We start from the raw sequence: 17,991 nt of genomic DNA, 5'->3' as shown, positions 1-17,991 counted from the left end.
AGCGGGCCTGCGGGATCCGTCCCGAGACCCGCTCCTCCGAGCCGCGGTGTCAGTCCTCGAGCAGATCCTCCAGCCGGATGGGGATTCGCCGCACCCGGACGCCGGTCGCGTTGTGGACGGCGTTGGCCACGGCCGCCGCCATGCCGACGAGCCCGATCTCGCCGAGCCCGCGGGCGCCGAGATCGCTGAGCAGGGTGTCGGGGTGCTCGACGAACCGGACGTCGACGTCGGGGATGTCCGCATTGACGGGAAGGAGGTAGTCGGCGAGGTCGCGGTTGGTGACTCTGCCGTCGGCGCCGAACTCGATGCCCTCGTGGAGCGCCGCGGACACGCCCCAGATCATGCCGCCCATGAGCTGGCTCCGAGCGGCCTGCGGGTTGATGATCCGACCCGCGTCGAACACGCCGAGCAGCCGCGACACCCGTATCTCCCGCGTCAACCGGTGCACGCGCACCTCGCAGAACTGCGCTCCCCACGAGCCGAACGAGTGTTTCGCCATCTCCTCGCCGGGTGCGGTGGTACCGGTGGCGCCCAGCGAGTCGCGGCCGGTCGACCGCAACACCTCGCCGAACGTCATCGGTGCCCGGTCCGTGTCGTCGAGGGCGTGCACGCTGCCGTCGGCGTAGCCGACCTCCCGGCCGTGGAACGGGCCGTCGGGCGCCGTCGCGAGCGCGAGCAGCTGCTCGATCACCGTGCCCGCGGCGACCATCGTCGCCGAACCCGCACTCGCGGTCGCGGTGGAACCGCCGGACAGGCCGCCGGGAGGCAGTCGCGAATCGCCGAGCAGCGGGGTGATGCGGTCCCGGTCGAGGTCGAGCGACTCGGCACCGACGATCCCCAGCACACCCAGCAGACCGGTGCCGGGGTCGGCCCCGGACGCCGCGACCGTGGCGGTGTCGTCGGCGTGCAGTGTCACCCCGACCGTCGCCGGGAATCGCAGGCCGGGGAACATGGCCGTCGCGGTCCCCATGCCGACGAGCCAATCGCCCTCGACCCGGCCGTCCGGTGACCGCCGTTCCCAGCCGAATCGGGCCGCGCCGACCTCGAAGCACTCGTCGAGGTGTTTGCTGGACCACTGCAGGTCCTCGCCGGGAGGTGCCGTCGAGTTGTTGCGCGTGCGCAGCGCGATCGGGTCCATCGCGAGCGCCACCGCCAGTTCGTCGATCGCGCTCTCGAGGGCGAACGATCCCGGACCCTCCCCGGGCGCACGCATGAAGGTCGCGGGCGGGATGTTCAGCGGCACGGCTTTCTGGCTGATGGCCAGGTTCTCGGTGCGATACCACTCCCGCGACGTGCCGTGCGAGGTCGGTTCGATGAAGCCGAGGTCCGGTGTGGCCGACGACCACGAGTCGTGCCGCACGGCGGCAAGGGTGCCGTCCCGGCGTGCGCCGAGGGCGATGCGCTGCACGGTCGCGGGCCGGTTGGCGGTGGCGGTGAAGACCTGCTCGCGGGTGAGCGCGGCCTTGACCGGCCTGCCGAGTTCCCGTGCCGCGGCGGCGGCGAGCACGGCGGGCATCGACGTGGCCTTGCCGCCGAACGCGCCGCCCACGACGGGGTTGCGGACCTGCACGGCATCGGCGGGCAGTCCGAGCGCACCGGCCAGGTCGGCGGCCACGAGGTGGGAGGCCTGGTTTCCCGTGTACACGGTGAGCTCGCCATCGGCCCAGACCGCTACGGCGGAGTGAGGTTCCATCGCCGCGTGGTTCTGCGGGGCCGTCTCGTAGGTCGCGTCGATCGTCACGTCACTCGCGTCGAGTGCGTCCTCGATGGACGCCACGCCGTCGGCCAGCACGGAGAGCGAGGGCGGAGCCTCGCTGGCGGCGGGCTGCGCGTCGACCGCCGAGGCGAGTCCGTCGGCGAACGACGTGGCCGCCTGCCTCTCCTCGTAGGTGACGGCGGCGAGGCCGGCGGCGTCGCGCGCCTGCTCGAACGTCTCCGCGACGACGAAGCCGATCGGCTGGCCGTGGTGCGTCACGTTTGTGTCCTGCAACGGAAGCCACATCGGGCCGAGCAACGGCGAGGTGACCGGATGCAGGGCGAGTGGCTCGAACGGCGTGTACACCCCGAGGACGCCCGGTGCCGATCGGACGGCGTCGACGTCCATCGACGCCACCTCGCCATGGGCGACGGTGCTGAGCAGCAGGAAGCCGTGGGCGGCGCGGTCGACCAGGTTGTCCAGCGCGTAGGTGGCGCTTCCGGTGACTTTGAGCGGGGCATCCGGCCTCGCGGTCATCGCTCGTCTCCTCCGGTCAGTTCGAGCAGGGCACGGACGAGCGTCCGCTTCAGCAGCGGCACCTTGAATCCGTTGTGTGCCAGCGGTGTGGTGCCGTGGGTGGCGATCTCGGCTGCTGCTGTGAAGGCCGCTTCGGTGGCAGGCTCGCCGCGCAGCGCGGCCTCGACGCCGGGGAGGCGCCAGGGGATCGTGCCGACGCCGCCCGCGGCGATCCGGGCCTCCGCGACGACGCCGTCCCGGACGTCGAGTGCGGCCGCGACGGAACACAGGGCGAACTCGTAGGACTGCCGGTCGCGGATCTTGACGTAGGTCGAGTTGGCCGCGAGCTCCGGATACGGGATCACGATCTCCGTGACCAGGTCGCCGGACCCCAGGTCGTTCTCGATGTCCGGTCGCTCGCCCGGGGTGCGGTAGAAGTCGGTCAGCGGGACGGTTCGCCCGCCGTCCGGTCCGGTGATCCGGAGCTCGGCGTCCAGCGCGACGAGGGCGACGGCGAGATCGCTGGCGTGCGTGGCGACGCAGTGCCGGCTCGTGCCGAGGACGGCGTGCATGCGGTTGTTGCCCTCGAGAGCGGCGCAACCACTGCCGGGACGGCGCTTGTTGCACGGCATCGTGATGTCGCGGAAGTAGCCGCATCGGGTGCGCTGCATGAGGTTTCCGCCGATGGTGGCCATGTTGCGCAGCTGCTGCGACGCACTGAGCAGCAGTGCGCGGGTGACGGCTGCCGGTACGCCGGGGTGCGCCGCGACGTCACTCATCCGCTCGAGGGCGCCGATGCGGAGGCCGTCCTCGGTGCTGATCCCGTGGAACGGGAGTGCCGTGATGTCGGCCACGCGCTGTGGTGCGACGACGTCGAGTTTCATGAGGTCGACGAGCGTTGTGCCGCCCGCCAGGAACGTGTGTCCGCCGGCGACGGCCTCGTCGACCGTCGCGGGCACGGTGAGCTCAAACGGTCGCATCGGTTCGCCTTTCCTCGCTGCCCGCGCTGCGGACGGCGGCAACGATGTTGGGGTAGGCCGAGCAGCGGCAGAGGTTGCCCGACATGAACTCGCGAACCTCGTCGGGGTCGTCGATTCCCTGGGCGGTCGCGGCGACGGCCGACATGATCTGGCCGGGTGTGCAGAAGCCGCACTGCAGGGCGTCCTGGTCCGCGAACGCCCGCTGCACCGGATGAAGTTGGTCGTGAGTCGACAGTCCTTCGACGGTGGTGATGGGCTGTCTCACCGTGGCTGCCAGGGTGAGGCAGGACAGGGCGGTTCGACCTCCGATATGGACGGTGCAGGCGCCGCACTGGCCGCGGTCGCAGCCCTTCTTCGGGCCCGTGATGCCGAGGCGTTCCCGCAAGGCGTCCAGGAGCGTGACGCCGGGGCTGACGTCGAGGTGTTCGGTGGTGCCGTTGATCTGGAGTGCGATGTCCATGGGATCCGTTCCGCGCAGTTCGGGTGCGCTTCGAGGGCGGAATGGAGAGACCGGAAGCGGATAAGTATCCGTGAGTGACGTCGACGACGCTATCGGATACCTATCCGCTTCGCAACGGGTACGCTACGCGGGTCGATGAATCGGGCGAGTGAGTGCGGGAGGGGCGATGTCCACCGGGTCGGTGAGTGGCCGGCGGGCCGACACCCGCCGCAACCACGAGGTGATCCTGGCCGCGGCGGCCGCATCGTTGACCAGAACCGGCGAGGTGTCGTTCAACGCGATCGCGAAGCAGGCGGGCGTGGGTGTCGGCACCGTCTACCGGCACTTCCCGACGCCCGCGTCGCTGATTCTCGCGGTGTACGAACGCGAGGTGGACCACATCGTCGAGGCCGTGCCGGCATTGCTCGCCGAGCAGCCGCCCGAGGTCGCGTTCCGGATGTGGATCACGGACCACCTCGCGCACTACATGATGACCAAACGCGGTCTGGCCGAAGCGTTGCGGCGGATCAGTGCGACGGCCGAGGAATCCGGTTCGCTACCCGCCAGCGCGTTCGACCGGATGCGCTGCGCGCTGTCGGACCTGCTGCGTGCGAACGTCGACGCGGGGAACGTACGGGCCGACACCGAGGTCGAAACCGTCATCCGTTGCCTCTTCGGTCTGTTCCACCTCGATCCGCAGGGCGACTGGAAGGCGGAGGTCGCGAAGCTCACCGACGTGGTCTGGCGCGGCATCCGCGAGAACTGAGGGAACGGCAGTCGCCGTACCGGCGGGCGTTGGACCACCGAGGGCGCGGCCGTGCTGCTAGCGTGCATCGGTATGTCCCACGCTGACCCGTCGTCACCTCGTCGGATCTATCTGATCGGTCCCACCGGGCTGCCCAACTACGGTGACGAGCTGGTCGCCGCGACATGGCTCAGGTATCTGGCACGCACCGAGCCGGACGCGGAGGTGTGGCTCGACTGTCACACGCCCGGCACGGCCCAGGTGATGCTCGCCGGGTTGCACCCCAACCTGCGATGCACGAACACGCTGTGGCGGCTGGCGGTCGAGGCGCCGGACCCCGAGCCGTGGGCGGTCGCGACCTGGATCCGCAAGGTCGTCCACGATCCCGGCCTGGCGCCGCGCTGCCGGCCCGGGGTGGAGCTGCTCGCGACCGCCGATGTGATCCATCTGATCGGCGGCGGTTACGTCAACGCACTCTGGCCGCAGCACGCGGGGCTGCTCGCCGGCGCGATCGCGGGCCGCGTGCGTTCGGGCGCGCGCTTGGCCATGACCGGGCAGGGATTCGTGCCCGCTGCGGCGGACATCGCGGAACTGCTGTACTCGCTCGCCGCGCGGTTCGACGTCGTGGACGTACGCGATCGTGACTCGGCCGAACTGCTCGCCGACGGCGCGCCGGCAGGGTTCACGTGTGACGACGTGTTCCTCGACGTGCCGGAACCCGTGTTCCAGGATTACAGCCGCGCCGTCATGGTGTGCGTGCAGTCGGACATCGGCGAGCTCGGCCCGCCCGCGCTCGCGGGCAGGGTGAAGGGGATTCTGCGGCGCTGGGAGGTCGAGCCCGGTGACGTCACGTTCGTCGAAGCCATCCCGCGGATCGACCGTGCCGTGTACGACCTGCTCGCGGCGGACCTGCCCGGCGCGGCGTTCATGCCGTTCTCGGAACTGTGGCGTGACGGTGTGCCCGCACTGGAAGGGCAGCTGTGGATCTCGACGCGCTTCCACCTGCATCTGATCGCCGCGGCCGCCGGTGCCCGCGGTGTCGCGGTGAGCGTGTCCCCCGACTACTACGACACGAAACACCGCAGTCTGATCGATCTCGGCAGTGGCTGGACCATGCTCGATGCCGCGGGAACCGGCGTACCCGACGTCCCGGAGAAGGGTGGCTACCCGGCGGACACGGTCGCGGAGCTGCGGGCCCGCAAGACCGAGGTCGCCGAGCGGATCTACGCGAGGGTGTGACGACCTCGCGTTCCGTCGCCGGGCCGATCCGTGCCGCGTGTGGCCGGTTCACGGCGCGGGTACCCGCTTCACGACGCGGCGCGATCCGGGGCGCGGCGGCGCCATAACCGCGGGTGACGAGAGGGATGCGGACGGCGACGCCGACCTCCGCGGATCACGTCGCGCCGTTGCGGCCGAGACGTTCGAGTTTTCGCAGGTAGGAGCGCAGTTTTCGCTCCCGTGAACCCCTTGACGCGCCGTGAGGTGCGGCGCATGCTGACAGCACGCAGTTTAGTAATGCAGAACTCGTTGCGTATGACACAACCGGCATCGGTGGCCGGAAGGCAACTGCGTGAAGGCAACGAGGCGGCGGGCATTCGCCCACTTCTCCACATCGAACGGGCCGGACAACCGAGGGGGCCCTCATGACGGATGTGCTCAACACCGCCGCCCGGCCGGACATCGCGGGGGAGCCCCACGCGATCGTCGACCGGCCCGCGGTGATGCTCTACACGCGGCTGCGAAAGTCGCCGTATTTCTGGAAATCCCGGGCCTGTGGCGCCGCGAGCTACAGCGTGTACAACCACACCTACCACCCGCGCCACTACGGTGACCCGGTCGGTGAGTACTGGGCGCTGCTCGACGGCGTGACGATCTGGGACGTCGGTGTCGAACGGCAGCTCGAGATCTCGGGCCCGGACGCGTTCGACTTCACGAACATGCTCGTGCCACGGGATCTGACCAAGTGTGAGGTCGGGCAGTGCAAGTACGTGTTCATCACCGCACCCGACGGCGGGATCATCAACGACCCGGTCCTGTTGCGGCTCGAGGAGAACCGTTTCTGGTTGTCACTGGCCGATTCGGACGTCGGACTGTGGGCGATGGGCCTGGCACACGCGGGTGGATGGAACGTCCACATCGCAGAGGCCGACGTGGCGCCGCTCCAGGTGCAGGGGCCGCGTTCCAAGGAAGTGCTGCGTGACCTGTTCGGTGACGCGGTGCTCGACGTGCCCTACTACCGCATGCACGAGTTCACCGTGGACGGCATGCGCGTGGTCGTCAGCCGCACGGGCTACTCGGGCGAGGTCGGCTACGAGCTGTACCTGCGCGACGCCTCCCGCGACGCGGAACGGCTGTGGGACGCCGTGTGGCAGGCAGGCCAGCCCTACGGGATGCGGCCGATCGGGCCGTGCCACATGCGCCGCATCGAAGCGGGCATGCTCGCCTACGGCTGCGACATCACCCTCGACACCAACCCGCTCGAGGTCGGCTACGACTACCGGTGGATGGTCGACCTCGACCAGGACGCCGACTTCATCGGCAAGGCCGCTCTCGCCAGGGCGCGGTCGGAGGGCATCTCCCGGCTCATGGTGGGGATGGAGATCTCCGGCGAACCGCTCGGCACGTACAACGACGGCTCGATGATCGAGCCGTTCGACGTCCACGACGGGGCGGACACCCCGGTCGGCCGGGTGACCAGTGCCTGCCGGTCGCCGCGGCTCGACCGCAACATCGGGCTCGCGATGGTGCCGATCGGCCTCAGCGAGCTCGGCACGACCCTGCAGGTGCACACGCCGTCCGGCGTGCGTGAAGGGACGGTCGTCGAGAAGCCGTTCATCGATCCGCGGAAGGAGACCCCGAAGCTATGAGGCGCAGGCGGGAGTCCGGGAACGCGCCGGTGCCGGCAGCGGCACCGCGCGGACTCCTGGCGCGCCCGCGCTTCGAGGTGCTGCCGTTGAGCGGGGTGCTCGAGGAGACGGGCACGTTGCCCGAGGACACGGTCGTCACCGTGACGGCTTCGCCGCGGCGCGGCACCGGTGCGACGGTCGAACTGTGCGAGAAGCTGGCCGCACAACGACTGCGCCCGGTGCCGCACCTGGCGGCACGGCAGCTCACCGGACGTGGCGAGCTGATCGACGTGCTCGACCGGCTCGCCGGTGCCGGCGTGGACGACGTGTTCGTCGTCGGTGGCGACGCATCCGAACCCGCAGGGCCGTACCCGGACGGCGGCTCCCTGCTCCGGGATATGGCCGACCTCGGCAGGCTGCCCGCCGAGGTCGGGGTGCCGTCGTACCCGGAGGGGCATCCCTCGATCGACGAGGCGACGCTGTGGGCGTCGTTGCAGTCCAAACAGGAGCTGGCGACGTACACGGTGACGCAGTTGTGCTTCGACCTGGGCGCGATCCGGGACTTCCTGCGGCAGGCCGGTGAGCACGGCATCACCCTGCCGGTCGTCGTCGGCGTGGCGGGTGCCGTGGACGTCGCCACGCTGGCGCGGGTCGGCACGAGGATCGGGGTCGGCGACTCGTTGCGGTTCGTCACGTCGCACCGGTCGATCGTCGGGCGGTTGCTCCGGCCCCGTCGCGGGCGGGACGCCGTGCTGCGCGGCGTGGCCGAACTGGCGGCCCGGCCCGGCGAACCCACTCCTGCGGGAGTGCACTGCTACACGTTCAACAAGGTGCGGGCGACCGCCCGCATGATCGCCGACCTGTCCACCGCGACCCGCGGCACGGGTGGGCCGGCATCCGGTCCAGGAGGGGAGGGGTGAGCCATGCCGTCGATGCCGTCGGATCTGGAGATCTCCCGTGCGACGTTGCGGAAGCCGCTTTCGGACGTGGCCGGGGACATGGGGATCGAACCGCGGCTGTTCGAGCCCTACGGGCACTCCGCGGGCAAGATCTCGTTGGAGGCGATCGAGGAGTTGGCCACGAGGCCGCGGGCCAAGTACGTCGTGGTCACGTCGATCACCCCGACCCCGCTCGGTGAGGGAAAGACCACCACGACGGTCGGCCTCGGCCAGGCGTTCGGCCACATCGGCAAACGCGGTGTGATCGCCGTGCGGCAGGCGTCGATGGGGCCGACGTTCGGCATCAAGGGTGGTGCCGCCGGCGGCGGCTACTCCCAGGTGGTGCCGATGGAGGCCGTGAACCTGCATCTGACGGGCGACATCCACGCCGTCACGTCGGCACACAACCTGCTGGCCGCGATGGTCGACAACCACCTGCACAAGGGCAACGCGCTCGACATCGACCCGCTGGCGGTCTCGTGGCGCCGGGTGCTGGACGTCAACGACCGCGACCTGCGGCAGATCGTGACCGGCCTCGGAGGCCGGCAGGACGGGCTGCCGCGGCAGACGGGATTCGACATCACGGCGGCCAGCGAGGTCATGGCCGCACTCGCGCTGGCTCCGTCGTTGTCGGATCTGCGCGCGCGGCTCGGCCGTATCGTCGTCGCGTACGACCGGCGAGGTGAGCCGGTGACCGCCGAGGACCTGCGCGGGGCGGGCGCCATGTGCGTTCAGCTCCGTGACGCGCTGAAGCCGAACCTCCTGCAGACGACCGAACAGACGCCCGCGCTCGTCCACTGTGGGCCGTTCGGCAACATCGCCCACGGCAACTCGTCGGTCGTGGCCGACCTGATCGGCATCCACGGCGGCGACTACCTCGTCACGGAGGCGGGTTTCGGTGCCGACATGGGCGCGGAACGGTTCTTCAACATCAAGTGCCGCGCCTCGGGGCTCACGCCCGACGCGGCCGTGGTGGTCGCGACGGTCCGGGGGCTGAAGGCCCACACGGGGCGCTATCGCGTGGTCGCGGGCAGGTCGCTGCCGGAGGAGATGCTCGCCGAGAATCCCGAGGACGTGCGCGACGGTGCGACGAACCTGCGCAAGCAGATCGCGAACGTGCGCGCGCACGGCGTGACGCCCGTCGTGGCCGTCAACGCGTTCCCCGGGGACTACGACAGCGAGAAGCAGGCCATTGTGGACGTCGCCGCCGAGGAAGGAGCGCGGGCTGCGATCACCACGCACGCCACCGAGGGCGGCAAGGGGGCCGCGGAACTCGCCGAGGCCGTCGCGGAGGCGTGTGCGGAGCCCGCCGGCTTTTCCTTCCTGTATCCGGACGACGCGTCGCTGACCGAGAAGATCGAGACGATCGCCCGCCGCATGTACGGGGCGGACGGGATCGAGCTGAGTGCCACCGCCCGCAGGCAGCTGGACGACTGCGAACGGCACGGCTTCGGCCACCTGCCGGTGTGCGTGGCCAAGACGCACCTGTCGCTCTCGGCCGATCCGTCACGCAAGGGCGCACCCGTCGGCTGGACGCTGCCGGTGCGCGAGGTGCGCCTGTCCGCGGGCGCGGGTTTCGTCTACCCGATCTGCGGCGACATGCGCACCATGCCCGGTCTGTCGTCGCAGCCGGCGGCGGAGAACATCGACATCGACGAGGCGGGCCAGGTCGTGGGGCTGTCCTGAGGAGTGATCGAGATGACCGAGATTCCCGAACGCGCCGACGTGGTGGTCGTCGGAGCCGGCATCGTGGGCAATTCGGTGTGCCACCACCTCGCCGAACTGGGCTGGCGGAACATCGTACTGATCGACAAGGGGCCGTTGCCCGACCCGGGCGGGTCGACGGGGCACGCGTCGAACTTCATCTTCCCCGTCGACCACTCCCGTGAGATCACCGCGCTGACGACGGATTCCATGCGCCAGTACGACAAACTCGGCACGCTCATCACCTGCGGCGGTGTCGAGGTGGCTCGAGAGCCGGAGCGGGTCGAGGAGCTGAAGCGGCGGATGGCCTCGGCGCAGGCCTGGGGCGTGGACTCCGAGTTGATCGAACCGCGGCGGGTCGCTGAGCTCGTCCCCTTCGTGGATCCGGACATCCTGCTGGCCGGGTTCTGGACCCCGTCGGTGGCCGTCGTCGACCCGTTGCGGGCCGGCGCGCTGATGCGGGAACAGGCGATCGCCGACGGGGCACTGACCGTGTCGGCCGGTACGACGGTGACCGGTATCCGGACCGACCGCGGCCGGGTGCAGGCCGTGTGCACCGACGCCGGCGACGTCGAGACCCCGATCGTGGTCGTCGCGTGCGGAGTCTGGAGCCCGCGGATCGCGCGCTTGGCGGGTGCGCAGATCCCGCTGACGCCGGCGGTGCACCAGATGATGGACGTCGGGCCGATCCCCGAGTTCGAGTCGACGGGAACGGCCATCGCCTATCCGATCGTGCGGGACATGGACGCGCTCATGTACGAGCGGCAGAGCGGCGCCGACCTGGAGATCGGGTCGTACGCGCACCGGCCGATCCTGCACGAGCCCGACGACATCCCGTCGCTGGACGCGGCGGCGCTCTCGCCCACGCAGCTGCCGTTCACCTCCGACGACTTCGACCCGCAGCTGGAGCAGGCACTCGAACTGTTCGGCAGCATCCTCGACCGGCCGGACGCCGGTGTGCGGCACGCGATCAACGGCCTGTTGTCGCTCACCCCGGACGGTGCGCCGGTGCTGGGGCCGAGCCCCGAGGTGGACGGGCTGTGGTCCGCGGCCGCCGTGTGGATCAAGGAGGGGCCCGGGGTCGGCCGGATGATGGCCGAGTGGCTGACCCACGGCGACTGCGAATTCGACATGCACGGCGCCGACATCGCGCGGTTCTACCCGCACCAGCGCACGCGCGAGCACGTGCGCGCCCGTGCGAACGAGGGCTTCAACAAGACCTACGGCATCGTGCATCCGCGCGAGCAGTGGGAATCGGCCCGCGGCAGGAAACTCTCGCCGTTCCACGCCCGCGAGCGCGAGGCCGGAGCGGTGTTCTTCGAGGTCGGCGGCTGGGAGCGGCCGCACTGGTACGAGTCGAACCGGGACCTGCTCGACGAGTTCGGCGACCGGGTCCACGAACGTCCCCACGAGTGGGACGCGCGGTGGTGGTCCCCGATCGTCGAGGCCGAGCACCTGGCGTTGCGGGAGCGGGCGGCGATGATCGACCTGACGGCGTTCGCCCAGTTCGACGTCCGCGGTCCCGGCGCGCTCGACTATCTGCAGGGCATGACGATGGCGCAACTCGACCGGCCCGTCGGCAGGCTGTGTTACACGCCGGTGCTGACGCCGGGCGGTGGTTTCCGTAGCGACCTCACCGTCGTGCGGCTCGGCGAGGACCACTTCCGCGTCATCACCGGCGGTGCGGACGGAGCGCGCGACCGGTACTGGTTCGAGAGTCACCTGCCCGCCGACGGTTCGGCGTCACTGGTGGACGTGACCTCGGCGGTGTGCACGCTCGGCCTGTGGGGGCCGAGGGCCAGGGACGTCCTCGCCGCGGCGACCGAGGACGACGTGTCCGGCGAGGCGTTGCCGTTCGGTACGGCACGCTGGATCGCCGTCGACGGGATCCCGGTGCTGGCCCTGCGGGTGTCCTATGTGGGCGACCTCGGGTGGGAGCTGCACGCACCCTTCGAGCACGGCCAGGCGCTGTGGGACGCGATCGCCGAGGCCGGCAGGCCGCACGGGACGGTGCCGGCGGGCATCGGCGTCTACGGCACGACGGGACGGCTCGAGAAGGGCTACCGGCTCATGGGGGCCGAGCTCGACGGCGAGTACGACCCGGTGGAGGCCGGCCTCGCACTGCCGAAGGTCAAGGCGGCCGACTTCATCGGCAAGGACGCCTACCTCGCCGCGAGGGAGGGCACCCCAGCGGCGACGCTGTGCACCCTCACGGTCGACGACCACACCAGCGCGGACGGCATCGCCCGGTACCCGCAGGGCGGTGAACCGATCCTGACGCCGGCCGGGGAACGGATCGTGGACCGCAAGGGCCGTGGCTCGTTCGTCACCAGCGCCGGGCCGGCTCCGTCGCTGAGCGGATATCTGCTCATGGCGTACCTGCCGCCCGAATTCGCCGTCGAGGGAACGCGGCTGCAGGTCGAGTACATGGCCGAGCGGTATCCGGTCACGGTGGCGCGGGTGGGCCGGACACCGCTGTTCGATCCGGAGGACCTGCGCATGAAGGCGTGATCGGACCGGAGTGACAACGCAGCCGAACCGCCGGAAGGGGGCGGACGTCGTGGACATCGTGGTCTGCATCAAACGGGTGCCCGCGTTCGGAGCGCAGGTGCCGCTGACCGACGACGGCAGCTCCGTCGACACGCGGCACCTCGGTTTCACCATCGGCCCTCACGAGGAGTGCGCCGTCGAGGAGGCCGTGCGCCTCACCACGGCTCACGGTGGCCGCGTCACGGTCCTGACCGTGGGGCCGCAGGAAGCGGACGAACAACTCCGGTACGCGCTCGCGATGGGAGCTCATCGTGGCGTGCTCGTCGACACGGGCACCACCGAGCTCGACCCGGAGGCCACGGCCACGGCCGTCCTCGCGGGACTGACCGACGAGCCGGAACCGGACCTGTTGCTGTTCGGTGATGCCTCCGCCGACGCGGGTCACGGACAGGTCGGGGTGCGGGTGGCACTCGCACGCGGGCTTCCCGTCGTCGGCGGGATCACCGGGCTCGAAGCCGATGGCGGGGACCCGGCGGAGGGCGGCGGAGCAGCGTGGCTGCGGGCGAGCCGCGACACGCCGGACGGTACCGAGGTGTTCCGGCTGCCGCTGCCCACGGCCGTGGCGGTCAAGGAGGGCCTGAACCTGCCGCGGTACCCGACGCTGCCGGGCCGGCTCAAGGCGAAGAAGGCGGCGTTGCGGACGGTGGCGTGTGCTCCCGAGCGAGGAGGCCTGCGCACCCACGGTCTCCGCAGGCCCGCCGACGACCGGGCCGGCGCGATCGCCCTCGGCCGAGGGGCCGATGCGGCACCGGCCGTCGTCGACGTGCTGGCCGAGCTGGGGAAGGTGTGACGACGATGCAACTGATCGTGGTGGCCGACGCGGCGACGGCTCCGGAACTTGCGGCCGTGGCGCGGTCGGTGGCAGGCAGGGACGACGCGGTGGAGGCGGTGACCTTCGCCGGCGCCGGTTTCCCTGCAGCCGACCTGGCTCGCGAACTGGGCGGTCACGGTGTGAGCAGGCTCCACGTCGTACGGCACGAGCTGCTCGGCGACTACGCGCCCGAGGCGTGGGGGAGTGCGCTGGCGACCGTGATCGACCGGCTGGGCCCGTCCGGTGTGCTGGCACCGGCGACGCACCGCGGCACCGAGGTCCTGACACACGCGGCCGCCAGGGCGGGGCTGCCGCTGGCGACCAACTGCGTGCGGCTGGCCGGTGACGGCGGCTCCGTCGACGACGGCTCTGGTGACGGTGGCTCCGGTGACGGTGTGTGGCGCGTGACGCGGACCCGCAGCGGGGGCGTGCTGCTGGAGGATGCCGAGCTGGCGGCACCGGTCAAGTTGGTGACCGTGGCCGCGGCCGTCGAAATCCCGGGGGTCCCGGTCCAGGCGGCCGACTGCGAGGTCGTCGAGTCCGCTGTGGACGTTCCGCCGGAGCTCGGGCGTACGCGCGTGGCCGAACGCGTCGCGAGCGAGACCGGGCTGTCGCTGTCGACCGCGCCGGTCGTCGTGTCGGGTGGCCGGGGTGTCGGCGGCGCGGACGGGTTCGCCGTCCTGGAGCAGCTGGCTGAGCGGCTCGGCGGTGTCGTCGGCTGTTCGCGGGTGGCGACCAACAACGGCTGGCGGCCGCATCGCGACCAAGTCGGGCTGACGGGTACGAAGATCGCGGCCGACCTCTACATCGCCTGCGGGATCAGCGGTGCCACGCAGCATTGGGTGGGGTGCATGGATTCGGCGGTGATCCTGGCGATCAACACCGACCCGGAGGCGCCGATGATGCAGCGTGCCACCTACGCCGTGGAAGGCGACGTCCACGAGGTGTTGCCCGCCGTGCTCGAGGAGATCCGGCGCCGCGGCGAGTCCGCTGTCGCGGCCCGGGCCGACCGGCATGCGACCGAAGAGGCCGCGCCGGCCGGATCGTCGTCCGCGGCCTCGTCTGCGGCCCCTTCTGCGGGCTGACGTCCTGTGATCTGCCGCACCCGGGCCGTCCGGTTCCGGGTGCGGCACTCGTGTGTGCGACACCGGATTCGGCCCGGTCGGGTGGTGTTTCGGCACACGCCGTGACGTCACGGGTCGAGTTCACGCCTTCGGGGCTCGCACCATCGGGTCATGTACGATAGGCCGCACGCCATAAGATACGAGCCGTATCTTATGGCGGGTGCTGACCGAGGCGCCTGCCGAGGTCGACGGCCGGGGGATCACCGTGGCGGATGCGTGGCCCGAACCACGCACGAGGATGTGGCTCGCTGCTGCGGCGGGTCCTGCCACCACGCGTCCGTGCTCCGGGCGGGCGGCCTCGCCGACGCGGGCTTGGCGTCAGCGCCCGAACCGACCGCATGCGGCAAGCAGCGGGCGGATTTCGTGCCGACCAGTCCGGCAACGGAGCCGGTGATCGTGTGACACGAGCCCCAGTCCGTCACGTATTCAGGAGCCGAAACCGCGCATGGCAAAGCTACTTTTCCGCCTCGGCAGGACCGCGTACCGCCGGTGGCCGTTCTTCCTGATCGCCTGGCTCGTCGTGCTCGCCGGTGTGGGCACCTTCTCCGTCACGCAGTCGCAGCCGATGTCGGATCAGTTCACGATCCCCGGCATCGAGTCTGTCGAAGCCGCCGAGAAGCTGCCGGAGATCATGGACGGCCAGTCCTCGCCGATGGACGAGGCGAACGTCCAGGTCGTCGTGCAGGCCCCCGAAGGTGAACAGCTCGCCGCGCCCCGGCACATGCGCGCGATCGACGAGCTGATCACCGACCTGCGCGGCATCGACACCGTGCCGCAGGGCGAGCAGGCCGTCGTCGGCCCCGTCCAGGCGGACGCGGGTCTCCAAGAGCAGGCGCTCCAGCAGGCCCGGCAGCAGGCGCAGGCCAATGGTCAGCCGTTCGACCGGGAGGCGGCGCTGGAGCAGGTGGAACCCCAGCTCGCCGCATCGTCGCCGCTGTCGGAGGACGGCCGTACCGGCCTCGTCGACTTCGCCCTGGACGTCGAGAAGGTCACCGACGTCGAACCGGAGACGCAGCAGGAGATCCTCGACGTCGTCGAACAGCACGCCGACTCCTCGGATCTGGCCATGGAGGTCCGCGGTTCGGGCATGCAGGTGATGGAGATCGGCGGTGCGACGGCCGAGCTGATCGGCATCGTCATGGCGCTGATCATCCTCGCGCTGACGTTCGGCTCGTTGGTGTCCGCGGGGATGCCGGTCGTGACCGCCGGGATCGGCGTCGCGATGGGCTCGATGGGCATCACGGCGATGACCGTGTTCACCGACATCTCGTCCACCACGCCGATCCTCGCCACGATGATCGGCCTGGCCGTGGGCATCGACTACGCCCTGTTCATCCTCGCGCGTTACCGCAGTGAACTCGAGCACACCGACGACCGGCCGACGGCGCTCGGCATCGCCGTGGGCACGGCCGGATCCGCGGTCGTGTTCGCCGGTCTCACGGTCATCATCGCGCTCGCCGCGCTGAGCGTCGTCGGCATTCCGTTCCTGACCACGATGGGCCTGGCCGCCGCGGCCACCGTCGCGATCGCCGTGCTGGTCGCCCTGACCCTGCTGCCGGCCGTGGTCGGCATGCTGAAGGGCAAGACGTTCGGGCTGAAGTTCCGCAAGTACAGCCCGAAGCGTGAGGACTCGGGTCTGGTGCTGAACAACGGTGTGCGCTGGTCACGGTTCATCGGCAAGAAGCCACTCACCTGGACGCTGCTCGTGGTCGTCGCGCTCGGCGCCCTGGCGATCCCGTTCAAGGACCTGCGCCTCGGCATGCCGAGCGACTCGACGGCGCCTGCCGATTCCTCGCGCAGGCAGGCCGCCGAGATGATCGGCGACGCGTTCGGCCCCGGCAAGCTCGACCCGCTGATGCTGGTCGTCGACGCCAGGGGGATCTCCGACGACCCGCAGGCACAGCAGGCCGCCTACCAGGAGGCCCAGCAGTGGGCGGCCGAGCAGGACGGCGTCCGCCACATCGTCCCGGCGCCCGGGAACGACAAGGGCACGATGGTGCTGCTGCAGCCCGAGTTCGGCCCCGACGACCCGCGCACCGCGCAACTGCTCGACAGTCTCCGCGCGGGTGAGGCCGGCTTCGAGGACCGCACCGGCGTCGACCTCGGCATCACCGGCACCGTCGCGATCATGGAGGACATCTCCCAGCAGCTCAACGACGCGCTCGTGCCGTACCTGGCCACGGTCGTCGGCCTGGCGTTCGTCCTGCTGGTGCTGGTGTTCCGCTCGTTGCTCGTGCCGTTGACCGCGACACTCGGCTTCCTGCTCTCGGTGCTGGCCACGCTCGGCGTGACCGTGGCGCTGTTCCAGGAGGGCTGGTTCGGCATCTTCGAAGGCGGGCCGATCATCAGCTTCATGCCGATCATCCTGGTCGGCGTGGTGTTCGGGCTCGCGATGGACTACCAGGTGTTCCTGGTGACCCGGATTCGTGAGGCGCATGTGCACGGCGCGTCGTACCGGGACGCCATCGTCGACGGCTTCCGCAACTCGGCCCGCGTCGTGACCGCCGCCGCACTGATCATGACCTCGGTGTTCGCCGGCTTCATGCTGATGGACGACGTGATCATCAAGTCGATGGGCTTCGCGCTCGCCGTCGCGGTCGTGTTCGACGCCTTCGTGATCCGGATGCTGCTCATCCCGTCGCTGATGTACCTGATGAAGGAGAAGGCGTGGGCCATGCCGAAATGGCTGGACAGGGTCATCCCGAACGTCGACGTCGAAGGCGAGAGCCTGGAACGGCCCGGCACCGCCCGGGATCACGCCGACTCGGACCGCGAACCCGCGAACGTCTAGCGCCTCGGTAGCCGGGACGGACGGGAGCCCCTCGGGCACTTCGGTGCCCGAGGGGCTCTTTCGTGTCCGGGAGCGCTCGCGCCGAGGGGTCAGACCCGGCGGGTCAGGAGGGGCAGGCAGATGCGGTCGACGATGTCGGCGACCGCGGCCTCGTCGACGTGCCCGATGAACAACATCTCGTGGTGCCAGAGCGCCAGCGGAAGCTTCGCAATGCGGTCCGGCAGCGGTTCCGGGCCCAGTTCGCCACGGGCCCGCGCGGCGTCCAGTACGCGTTGCAGTGCGGCCTCCGCCGGGGCGGCGGCGAGTTCGGCGAGCTGCGGCAACAGGTCGTCGTCCACGTCGGCGATGAGCCGCCGCACGGTGGTGATGCCGATCTGCTCGAACCGGCTGCCGAGCGCGAGGCCCAGCTCCATCAGGTCCGTGCGCAGATCGCCCGCGCTCGCCGACGGCAGATCCGCGGGCGCGCGGCGGACGAGCGCATCGAGGACCAGCTGGGCACGCGTCGCGTAGCGGCGGTAGATCACCGGTTTGCTGGTGTGCGCGCGCTGGGCGATGCCGTCGAACGTCAGGCCCGCGTAACCGCGTTCGAACAGTTCACACAGCACGGCGTCGAGGATCGCCTCCCGCAGCTCCTCACCACTGCGGCGGGTCGCGCGCGCCGGATCGCTGTGCTCACTCATGCCGACCCAGCACTGTACCGGGCCGGGTGCGATGCGCATCCCGGAAGGCCGGCCGACCGTGGCACGGGCGGCGGCGGAGAATGTGATCATTCTGCGCGGCGGGTTGCGCGGCCCGTGAGGACGTGACGAGGTGATGCCCAGACGTCGTCGTGACCCGACGTCGTGGGGAGG

The 17,991-nt window shown here is 70.5% G+C and carries 13 protein-coding genes; 9 read left to right on the top strand and 4 right to left on the bottom strand.

Going from position 1 to position 17,991, the window contains the following annotated elements:
- Positions 1-49: 49 nt before the first annotated feature.
- The 3 genes from LY12_RS08175 to LY12_RS08165 are packed head-to-tail and all read right to left on the bottom strand — an operon-like array spanning position 50 to position 3,652.
- Positions 50-2,233: a xanthine dehydrogenase family protein molybdopterin-binding subunit gene (locus LY12_RS08175; protein WP_253854505.1), complete on the bottom strand. Its 2,184-nt coding sequence runs from the start codon at positions 2,231-2,233 to the stop codon at positions 50-52.
- The gene (locus LY12_RS08170) at positions 2,230-3,192 is read right to left on the bottom strand and encodes an FAD binding domain-containing protein (protein ID WP_253854503.1); all 963 of its coding nucleotides are present in this window, start codon (positions 3,190-3,192) and stop codon (positions 2,230-2,232) included. The genes LY12_RS08175 and LY12_RS08170 overlap by 4 nt, the downstream gene beginning before the upstream one ends.
- On the bottom strand, positions 3,179-3,652 hold the full coding sequence (locus LY12_RS08165) for a (2Fe-2S)-binding protein (protein WP_253854501.1): 474 nt from the start codon (positions 3,650-3,652) through the stop codon (positions 3,179-3,181). The genes LY12_RS08170 and LY12_RS08165 overlap by 14 nt, the downstream gene beginning before the upstream one ends.
- Before the next feature lie 166 nt (positions 3,653-3,818).
- Between LY12_RS08165 and LY12_RS08160 the strand changes: the two genes are divergently transcribed.
- The 9 genes from LY12_RS08160 (at position 3,819) to LY12_RS08120 (ending at position 17,140) form a co-directional block, all read left to right on the top strand.
- Positions 3,819-4,397, top strand: a complete 579-nt coding sequence (locus tag LY12_RS08160) for a TetR/AcrR family transcriptional regulator (protein ID WP_253854499.1) — start codon at positions 3,819-3,821, stop codon at positions 4,395-4,397.
- Between the two features lie 72 nt (positions 4,398-4,469).
- Entirely contained in the window at positions 4,470-5,615 is a 1,146-nt protein-coding gene (locus LY12_RS08155) for a polysaccharide pyruvyl transferase family protein (protein ID WP_253854498.1), read from the top strand.
- A 404-nt stretch (positions 5,616-6,019) separates the two neighbouring features.
- Positions 6,020-7,243, top strand: a complete 1,224-nt coding sequence (locus LY12_RS08150; RefSeq protein ID WP_372493463.1) for a glycine cleavage T C-terminal barrel domain-containing protein — start codon at positions 6,020-6,022, stop codon at positions 7,241-7,243.
- Complete coding sequence (locus LY12_RS08145; RefSeq protein ID WP_253854496.1) at positions 7,240-8,142, top strand: methylenetetrahydrofolate reductase; 903 nt, start codon at positions 7,240-7,242, stop codon at positions 8,140-8,142. Before LY12_RS08150 ends, LY12_RS08145 begins: the two co-directional genes overlap by 4 nt.
- Before the next feature lie 12 nt (positions 8,143-8,154).
- Positions 8,155-9,846 carry a formate--tetrahydrofolate ligase gene (locus LY12_RS08140; protein ID WP_253855001.1) on the top strand — a complete coding sequence of 564 codons (1,692 nt, stop codon included), beginning with the start codon at positions 8,155-8,157 and terminating at the stop codon, positions 9,844-9,846.
- Positions 9,847-9,858: 12 nt separating this feature from the next.
- Positions 9,859-12,375 (top strand): GcvT family protein, encoded by a 2,517-nt coding sequence (locus tag LY12_RS08135; RefSeq protein WP_253854493.1) that lies wholly within the window; start codon positions 9,859-9,861, stop codon positions 12,373-12,375.
- 49 nt (positions 12,376-12,424) lie between these two features.
- Positions 12,425-13,204: an electron transfer flavoprotein subunit beta/FixA family protein gene (locus LY12_RS08130; protein WP_253854492.1), complete on the top strand. Its 780-nt coding sequence runs from the start codon at positions 12,425-12,427 to the stop codon at positions 13,202-13,204.
- Between the two features lie 5 nt (positions 13,205-13,209).
- Positions 13,210-14,310, top strand: coding sequence for an electron transfer flavoprotein subunit alpha/FixB family protein (locus tag LY12_RS08125; RefSeq protein ID WP_253854490.1), 1,101 nt, complete (start codon positions 13,210-13,212; stop codon positions 14,308-14,310).
- Between the two features lie 484 nt (positions 14,311-14,794).
- The gene (locus LY12_RS08120) at positions 14,795-17,140 is read left to right on the top strand and encodes an MMPL family transporter (RefSeq protein ID WP_253854488.1); all 2,346 of its coding nucleotides are present in this window, start codon (positions 14,795-14,797) and stop codon (positions 17,138-17,140) included.
- 89 nt (positions 17,141-17,229) lie between these two features.
- Here LY12_RS08120 and LY12_RS08115 read toward each other — a convergent pair whose 3' ends face one another.
- Positions 17,230-17,820 (bottom strand): TetR/AcrR family transcriptional regulator, encoded by a 591-nt coding sequence (locus tag LY12_RS08115; protein ID WP_253854486.1) that lies wholly within the window; start codon positions 17,818-17,820, stop codon positions 17,230-17,232.
- Positions 17,821-17,991 lie beyond the last annotated feature (171 nt).

It is taken from the genome of Prauserella alba, assembly GCF_024171735.1.
GTDB classification, from domain to species: Bacteria; Actinomycetota; Actinomycetes; order Mycobacteriales; family Pseudonocardiaceae; genus Prauserella; species Prauserella alba.
This window is presented reverse-complemented; position numbering and strand designations above follow the sequence as displayed.